A 9104-nucleotide genomic window follows, 5' to 3' on the forward strand; every position below is an offset into this window, starting at 1 on the left:
TTTTACTTTGCAACAGAACCTCCAAATATATCTGCTGTTTTAGGATAATCTGTTACAACATCTGCTACTATATCTTGTCTAGTAATCATTATAATAACCTCCTTACATTTAATAATATAATCATAATTAAATGTCATAAAATATTCATTAAGCAAGTAAAATATTCAATTATACAAGCCTTATATTTTGCTTTAAATAGTATATAATACAATAATATTTATTGAGGAGGTTTTATTATGCTTACAGAGCAAGAACAAGATATTATTAAACAAACTGTACCCTTATTAAAAGATAAAGGTACTAAAATTACGTCTGTTTTTTATTCCAAAATGTTTGAATCTCATCCTGAATTATTAAACATGTTTAATCAAACGAATCAAAAAAAAGGGATGCAATCTTCAGCGTTGGCGCAAGCTGTACTAGCTGCTGCAATGAATATCAATAATTTAGAAGCAATTAAACCAGCAATTATGCCTGTAGCACATAAACATTGTGCTTTACAAGTCTATCCTGAACACTATCCAATCGTAGGAGAAAATTTACTTGCTGCAATTCAAGATGTTACAGGATTAAAAAGTAATGACCCAGTAATTCAAACATGGGCAAAAGCTTATGAAGATATTGCAGATGTATTTATTGAGATAGAAAAAGATATTTATGATCAAATGCTATGGGATGGATTTAAACCATTTCAAATTACTCAAATTAAACAAGAAACAAAAGATATTAAATCTTTTAAAGTTGAATCTGATGACTATGACTTAAGTCAATTTAAACCAGGTCAGTATATTACAGTAGATGTTTCTAGTGAAAAGTTACCATATAGAGCTAAACGTCATTATTCAATTGTAGATGGAGATGAAAAATACTTAGTATTTGGTGTAAAACGTGATGTTACCACTGAACATGAAGGCGAAGTTTCAACAATTTTACATGATGAAATATCAGAAGGAGACATGATTAATTTATCTGCCCCTGTTGGTGTTTTTTCAATAGAAAATCCCGAAAGACCTCAATTATTTATTGGTTCAGGCATAGGTACGACACCATTAGTTTCAATGTATAAAAAATCTGCTTCATTAAACGTTCCAACTCAAATGATTCAAGTGGTTGTAACAGAAGATGAACGTCCATTTGCTCAAAAACTTGACGATATTACAGCTAATCATGAACAAGCACAGTTACATTTACATGTAAAAGACCAAGAAGGGTATCTAGAAGCTAAAGAACTAGAACAATATTTAAGTCAACAGTCTGAAATTTATATTTGTGGTGGTACAAAATTCTTACATTCAATTATAAATTCACTTAAAGAGTTAAATTGTGATATGAACTGCGTTCATTTTGAAACATTTATTCCTCGTTTAAGTGTTCAAATTTAGTTTTAAAGAAGGGTATTAAATGAAATTGAATTTTAGATATTTGAAAGTATTTGCTTTATATATGACAAGTACATTAATCTCTAATTTTATTACACCACATAAACCTTTACTTAAAACTTTGTTACAAGGAATTTTAGGATATAGTGTATTTGCTCTAGGACTTAAATACTTAACACTCAAAAAAAGAATTAATTTTTTTAATGAATAGTGGCCATCAACTAGCTGCTATTTTTTCTTTAGAAAAAATCCTAATGGAATTGGGAATATTCACCAGCAAGCTGACCAAAATTAAATTTTACATTGTAAAATTTAAAGGTTTATAAGTATATAAAATAGTAATAAAATATTATTTTATTTTTTAATATAATAATATTTTTATAAGGCCGTTATAGGGGGATTTTATTAAAGGTGGGATAGATAATGAATGTATTAACGCAAGAAGATAGAATACAAATTTTATCTGATATTGTTGAAATTAAAACCGTAAATGATAATTAATTAGAAAGGTTCTGTGTCAAATAGTGTTGGGGACCAAAAGTAAATAATCACAGTTAAGATTTAAATGAAATTTTTAATAACTGAAAGGCCATGTTTATTTTCAAGATAAGCATGACCCTTTTCTCGCCCTTAGGCGAGAAAGTCGGATCAAGAGTTGGATAATTAATAATGAAAGCTAACAAGTGTCATCGTCTAATATTTAAGCTGCAACTGGTTGGAAAGTCGCAGGTAGTGGATTAGATGGTTTAAAGATCAGTTTAAATTGTAATAGAATTCTGGCTCTGAAATTTCTAAAGCTTGCGTAGCCATATCCTGTACGTTTGATTAACTTAATCTTGTTATTCATACCTTCGGTAGGACCGTTAGAAACACGATAAATTAAAGCATTTTCGACATATGGTAAGAATCTTTCCAGTGTATTAATCGTTTTTCTTACCTTTTTATTTAATCTGACTTTCTTTAAATCTTGTAAAGTGGCTAATAAGTAACTGTAGTCTCTAGTTTTTGTCGCAAATTTAAGGTCATTCATCACTTGGTAAGCTTGTTGTAATTTCGGAGAAAGACTTAATAAATAATCTACCATACGTTGCTCAGTCATCTTTTCATGGTATAGGCGATGATAATAATAGTTTGAAAAATCGAGATAATCAGCATTTTTTAATATCAATCTCTATTGATTTTTTAGTTTTCGATAATCTGTAGGGCGACTTTTTTTGATTTCATTTATGACTGCAATCCACATTGAGTTAATTGTATTATTTAGTAATTGTACGATATGAAAACGATCAATAACAATTTTTGCATTAGGGAAAAAGCCTTAACAACACTTATATATGGAGAATATAAGTTCATTGAAATCGTCTTTACTGCAGCTCGTGCTTCTTTAGAATAGCGATGGAAATACCGAATTAACGACTGCTGTTTTCGATCCTCTATAATGTTTCCTGCTTTCAAGTATATTGTGGTAATTTACTTTATTTTAGGATTTCATGGCCTTTTTGTATACCCAAAAAACCGTGAGAGTATTATCCTCTTACGGTTTTTTCGGCATTTTAACTTGATGAAAATAATAATTCATCTAAATCAAATATCTCAATATATTTATGCGTATGTTGTTTAATTAAACCTTTTTCTTCCAATGCTGAAAACTTTCGACTTATTGTTTCAGGAGTTGTACCCAAATAAGAAGCTAGATCCTTCTTTGACATTGGTAAGGTCACATAAGTATGATTTTCTTCATTCTCAACGTATTCTGATAGAAAATCAATAATACGAGACTCTACTTGCTCCATACCAACCTGCATCGTTTGCTTTTCTGATACCTGTAAACGTTTCGTAACGTCTGATAGGATTCTTCTCATAATTTCTGGGTAAGCATCTAAATAGTCATTCATATCCTTTTTATGAATTCTACATATACTTACTTCTGATATTGCTTCAGCATAATTAGAATGGTAACTTTCAGTTTGAAAAATAGCCACTTCTCCCATAAAATCACCAGGATTTAGTATGCGTACAGTTTGTTCACGACCGGATTCATTTAAGTTATAAATACGTACACGCCCATTATTTACGATATATAGTGTGTCATCTTTATCACCACTTCCAAATAACAACGCATTCTTTTCATAATGTACTTCATGCGCTGATTGTGCAATTAAACTCATTTGTTCTTCATTTAGGTGGTTAAAAATCGGAACTAAACGTATACAATCTACATGACTATGGTGATGATGGTGTGCCATACAACTTTCCTCCTAATTAATCATTATCTATATAGTCATCGTCTTCTAGCGCATCCTTGTTAACAAAGGCTTGAAGTTGCCAAATATTTACATCTAAATAATCTTTATAACTAATTAGTAAATCCTCTAACGCATCATCTGCTTCTTCTTGGGCTAAACGCATTGCACGAATGGTAAATTCACGGTTAGATCTAAAATCCTCTACTAACTGTAAGACCATTTCTTCAGCAGAATAATATTTTTCAGACAGATCTTCAGAAATCGTTGTAAATTTTTGGAATTCGGTAGTTGTTGATGCTGGCTTAAATCCTGAAGATAGTAAACGTTCTGCAATTTTATCAAACCATGTTTCATTTTCATTATATAGTTTTTCAAATACCTCATGCAATGAATAAAAATTTGTGCCTTTTACATACCAATGATATTGGTGTAATTTTACATGCAAGGTATGAATATTAGCCAGTACATGATCTGTAACAGCTGCTGCATTAATCTTAGTATGATGAATGTGTTCTTTATAGGCTTGTTCAGCAGCTAATTTTTCTTGTCTTTCATTTACTGTTGTCATTTTATACACCTTCCTTTACTTTTGAACTAATAACGGAATATCCTAAGTTTTCAATAGCTTTTTCAATTGTATTCAAATTGACTTGTTCTTCATCAAAATCCACTTTTACCTTACTTGCATTGAACAGCACTTTTACAGAATCTTTTTCTACACCAGCAGTCTGTTTTAAACCACTTTCAATTTTTTGTAAACATGATGGACAAGTTAATGTTTCTAATTTTAATGTTGCTTTAGTCATATCTATCACTCCTTTAAATAAATTATATAAGGTATTTTTTTAAAAATAATTGACACGGATCAATTATCTTAATTGATAACTTCTTAATCTCATTGCATTTAAAATAACGACCAAAATACTTGCCTCATGAACTAACATACCAATTGACATAGACATCCATTCACTAAATATTAAACTACCCAATAATATTATCACCACACCAACAGCAATGAGAATATTTTGTTGCATATTCGCGTATGTCCCTTTAGCTAAACCTAAAGCATGGGGGAGACGATTAAAATTGGAATTCATTAGAACAATATCTGAACTTTCAATAGCCACATCTGTCCCATTTCCCATAGCTATCCCTACTCCTGCAATAGCTAGAGAAGGGCTATCATTCACACCATCACCAATAAAAGCAACAATTTCACCAGTAGACTGTCTTTCTTTTAAAAATGCTTGCTTGTCCTCTGGTAGCATATCGCCATGGGCCTCGGTTAATCCTAGCTCCTTTTTAACTAAATTAACTGTACCTTGATTATCCCCTGATAATACAATGAGATTTTTAACACCAAGTGATTTTAATTTTTGTAGGTCTTGTTTAACGCTTGGTCGAACTTGGTCACGGATTTCCATTAAAATGATTAACTGACGATCAACTGCCGTTAATACAATTGAACTACCGGCTCTTTCTAATTTATCTAATTCTTTAAGAACATCATTAGATAGTGGAATACTTTCTTGTTCCATTAAGGTTTTATTCCCTACTGCAACAATGTGTCCGTCAACGTGAGCAATTATACCCCCACCTTTTATAACCTGTGTACTCTCTACAGGTCTTAGTTTATATTGCGCTAATTTATTTGTAATAGCGACAGCTAAGGGATGGTCAGATTCCCTTTCAATCGAGTATAATAAAGATAAATCCTCCTCTTGATCATTTCCATAGTAAACGAATTCGCTAACTTCAGGCTTTCCTTCAGTTAAGGTACCTGTTTTATCAAATAGGACTGTATCTACATTCGCAAAATGACTAATCACTTCAGAACCTTTAAACAAAATACCATTCTTTGCACCATTTCCTATACCCGCGACATTTGAAACAGGTACACCAATGACCAAGGCCCCTGGGCAACCAAGTACTAATACAGTAACTGCAAGTGCTGTATCTTTAGTTAATACCCAAACTAATAGCCCAATGATAAGTACTACAGGTGTATACCAACGAGAGAACTGGTCAATAAATCGCTCAGCTTCCGATTTAGAATCTTGTGCTTCTTCTACTAACTCAATAATTCGACCAAATGTAGAATCTTCCCCAATTCTATCAGCAACTATTTGAATAGTCCCATTATCCATAATGGTACCGGCAAATACTTCATCACCTTTCTCTTTCTTTAGAGGTAAAGATTCACCGGTGATATTAGCCTCATTTACATGTCCTTTTCCAGTAGTTACCCTACCATCTACTGGAATCTTAGCCCCAGTTTTTACTATGAGAATATCTCCTTCCTCTACTTCATCAATATCTACTTCTTCAAATTGTCCGTCGTACAATTGCTTAAAAGCAGTCTCTGGAGCCATTTCCGTCAACTCTTTAATAGCAGACCGTGTTTGCTTAAGTGTACGCTGTTCTAAATATGATCCAAATAAAAATAAGAAAGTAACAATAGCTGACTCTTCGTAATTTTGAATAAAGAAAGCACCAATAACCGCTATAGTTACTAAAACATCAATACTCACTACTTTTACTTTCATAGCCTGATAAGCCTGTATTGCGATTGGTATAACACCCAATATAGAAGCAATTATAAAAGCACTATTAAAGATAACCATATTGCTAAAGATAAAATGTGCAATAAAACCTATAATAATAAGTAAACCACTAATAACAGTAATATGATTTTTATGTTTCAAAATAGTCTGTTGCATATAAACCTCTCCTACACTTTAGTTTAACCATAGTGTATTCGTTTTTAAGAAATATAAACTTGACCTATATCAATCTTATCTAATAAATATAGCGAATAACATTTAGGCTTAAACAGATAGATATATATAAATAACTAGGACATATACTCATGACCTAATTATTTTTATTATTGACTATTTACTCTTTCATATAATTTTTGTTAGCATTTAATTCCTTTTTATAGCTCAAATGCTCATTCATCTTAAGCTTATTCTCTAAACGGCTAGCAGTCGCAATGCTAGCCGTTTTATTTTTATTATTGTTTTTAACTTGTACTTTCTAATTCTTGAGGGATTAATATAATTGTAAACCTCTTTTCAAAATATTCTGAACTATCACTAATTAAAGTAAGTAAATATTCATTATCTTTTTTCTCAATAGTATATTTCATAACTACTTCTTCTGATTTATTTCCAGTATAACTAGGTTTATTAAGTGTAAATGTTATTTCTGTTTCTTCTTCATTTAATGTATATTGATAAGCTGTTGTTATTGATAAAATATTAGAAGAAGAAAATATAACGGTGTCATCAGCGAAATCTGCTTCACCTGAATTACCATTACTTTGGACAATATTCCAATTATTTTCTTGTAAATCTTCGTTTCATAAATTGCTACATCAAAACCAGAGAAAGTAATTTGAAAAGTGGTTTGTCTTCCTTATGTTGCCCCATCAACTATTATGAATTTTTTGAAACTCATCGTTACTTCTCCTTAATATAATCCTGAAAACCACAATATACTCTTATGTTAACAAATTACAATAAAAACCTAAAAAATCAAAAAATCATAAAAGTAAAATAGTAAATTTTATGATTTTTTGTATTTTAATCCTCAGAGGCGTATATTAAAAGTATAAAGAATTGGAATATTGAGAGATTATACTTATTAAAAGGGTGATGTTCTTATGTATTATACTAACAGTAATTATGAAGCTTTTGCGCGTCCGAAAAAACCAGAAAACGTTGATAAAAAATCAGCATATTTGATTGGATCAGGTTTAGCTTCACTAGCAGCAGCATGTTTTTTAATTCGTGACGGGCAAATGAAAGGTGAAAATATCCATATTTTAGAAGAATTAAACATCTCAGGGGGAAGTTTAGACGGTATTAATATGGAGCATCATGGATTTGTTGTACGTGGTGGTAGAGAAATGGAAAATCATTTTGAATGCTTATGGGATTTATTTAGAAGTATTCCATCATTAGAACAACCTGAAGCATCTGTGTTAGATGAATTTTATTGGTTGAATAAGGAAGATCCTAACTATTCAAAATGTAGAGCCATTTATAGTGGAGGAAAACGTATTGAGACCGATGGCAATTTCACATTATCTAAAAAAGCAATTAAAGAAATTTTAAGTTTATGCATGAAAAAAGAAGAAGATTTAGAAGATGTTAAAATTTCCGAAGTTTTCACTGAAGATTTTTTAAACTCTAATTTTTGGTTATATTGGAAAACGATGTTTGCTTTTGAACCTTGGCATTCAGCAATGGAAATGCGGCGATATCTTATGCGTTTTGTTCACCATATTGGTGGTTTGGCAAATTTTAGTGCTTTAAAATTCACTAAATATAACCAATATGAATCTTTAGTATTGCCAATGATAGAATATCTTAAATCATATGGTGTGCATTTTGAATACGGTGTTCAAGTTGACAATATATTGGTCGATTCAACATCATCTAAGAAAATTGCACGAGAACTTCTTATAAACAAAAATGGTAAAACAGAGTCTATACCCTTAACTTTAGATGACCTTGTTTTTGTAACAAATGGTAGTATTACTGAAAGCTCAACTTATGGGAATAATGACCATCCTGCTCCACCAACGAAAGCATTGGGAGGTAGTTGGACATTATGGAAGAATCTAGCTAATCAGAGTCCAGAATTTGGAAGACCTGAAAAATTCTGTGATTATATTCCAAATAAAAGTTGGCTAGTATCTGCAACAACAACAACTAATAATAAAAAAGTTATTTCTTATATTGAAAAGTTAAGTAAACGAGATGTGTTATCTGGTCGTACCGTTACAGGGGGGATTGTAACAGTAGCTGACTCTAGTTGGCAACTTAGTTTTACAGTCAACCGCCAGCAACAATTTAAAGAGCAGCCTAAAAATCAAGTCAGTATATGGATATATGCATTGTACTCTGACGTCAAAGGTGATTTTATTAAAAAACCAATCACTGAATGTACAGGTAGTGAAATATGCCAAGAGTGGTTATATCATATGGGAGTGCCACAAGATGAGTTAGTTGAATTGGCACAAACAGAATGTAATACGATTCCTGTTTATATGCCTTACGTGACAGCTTACTTTATGCCAAGAGCATACAAAGATCGTCCATTGGTTGTTCCTAATGGCTCTAAAAACTTAGCATTTATAGGTAATTTTGCTGAAACAGAACGTGATACAGTATTCACAACTGAATATTCTGTACGTACGGCTATGGAAGCTGTATATCAATTATTAGAAGTAGACAGAGGTGTACCTGAAGTGTATGCTTCTGAATTTGATGTACGTGTACTTATGGATGCTTATTATCAATTAAACGATCGTAAATCATTACCTGAATTAGTTAATAAGAACTTTCTTAAACGTTCAGTTCTAAAAAAAGGGATGGAAAAAATACATGGCACATTCATTGAAGAATTATTACGCAAACATAAGTTATTATAAAAGTGGTTCTGTTGCAAAGTAACTTTTAAAAGGCAT

The 9104-nt window shown here is 31.4% G+C and carries 9 protein-coding genes and 1 pseudogene; 3 read left to right on the plus strand and 7 right to left on the minus strand.

The features are described 5' to 3' along the window. Positions 1–2: 2 nt before the first annotated feature. Complete coding sequence (locus KA883_RS13685) at positions 3–137, minus strand: hypothetical protein (RefSeq protein WP_259409325.1); 135 nt, start codon at positions 135–137, stop codon at positions 3–5. Between the two features lie 99 nt (positions 138–236). Here KA883_RS13685 and KA883_RS10430 point away from each other — a divergent pair, with 99 nt between their 5' ends. Next, on the plus strand, positions 237–1382 hold the full coding sequence (locus KA883_RS10430) for a globin domain-containing protein (RefSeq protein ID WP_192945743.1): 1146 nt from the start codon (positions 237–239) through the stop codon (positions 1380–1382). Between the two features lie 19 nt (positions 1383–1401). Next, the gene (locus tag KA883_RS13625) at positions 1402–1590 is read left to right on the plus strand and encodes a hypothetical protein (protein WP_226953612.1); all 189 of its coding nucleotides are present in this window, start codon (positions 1402–1404) and stop codon (positions 1588–1590) included. Between the two features lie 489 nt (positions 1591–2079). Here KA883_RS13625 and KA883_RS13630 read toward each other — a convergent pair. The 6 genes and pseudogenes from KA883_RS13630 to KA883_RS13690 all read right to left on the minus strand — a co-directional run bounded on the left by KA883_RS13630 (position 2080) and on the right by KA883_RS13690 (position 6776). Then, positions 2080–2834: pseudogene (locus tag KA883_RS13630) on the minus strand (ISL3 family transposase). Positions 2835–2932: 98 nt separating this feature from the next. Next, on the minus strand, positions 2933–3625 hold the full coding sequence (locus KA883_RS10450; RefSeq protein WP_011867731.1) for a Crp/Fnr family transcriptional regulator: 693 nt from the start codon (positions 3623–3625) through the stop codon (positions 2933–2935). 16 nt (positions 3626–3641) lie between these two features. Beyond that, positions 3642–4193, minus strand: coding sequence for a Dps family protein (locus KA883_RS10455; RefSeq protein ID WP_192947499.1), 552 nt, complete (start codon positions 4191–4193; stop codon positions 3642–3644). A 1-nt stretch (position 4194) separates the two neighbouring features. Next, positions 4195–4431 (minus strand): heavy-metal-associated domain-containing protein, encoded by a 237-nt coding sequence (locus KA883_RS10460; RefSeq protein ID WP_011867729.1) that lies wholly within the window; start codon positions 4429–4431, stop codon positions 4195–4197. Positions 4432–4494: 63 nt separating this feature from the next. Beyond that, the gene (locus KA883_RS10465; protein ID WP_192945746.1) at positions 4495–6345 is read right to left on the minus strand and encodes a heavy metal translocating P-type ATPase; all 1851 of its coding nucleotides are present in this window, start codon (positions 6343–6345) and stop codon (positions 4495–4497) included. A gap of 305 nt (positions 6346–6650) precedes the next feature. Then, positions 6651–6776 (minus strand): hypothetical protein, encoded by a 126-nt coding sequence (locus KA883_RS13690; protein ID WP_264291841.1) that lies wholly within the window; start codon positions 6774–6776, stop codon positions 6651–6653. A gap of 516 nt (positions 6777–7292) precedes the next feature. On the opposite strand from KA883_RS13690, the gene KA883_RS10470 reads away from it, so the two are divergent. After that, complete coding sequence (locus KA883_RS10470) at positions 7293–9068, plus strand: oleate hydratase (RefSeq protein WP_192959492.1); 1776 nt, start codon at positions 7293–7295, stop codon at positions 9066–9068. Positions 9069–9104: the final 36 nt, after the last annotated feature.

The sequence above is a fragment of the Staphylococcus sp. GDY8P54P genome (genome assembly GCF_017892645.1).
GTDB lineage: Bacteria > Bacillota > Bacilli > Staphylococcales > Staphylococcaceae > Staphylococcus > Staphylococcus ureilyticus.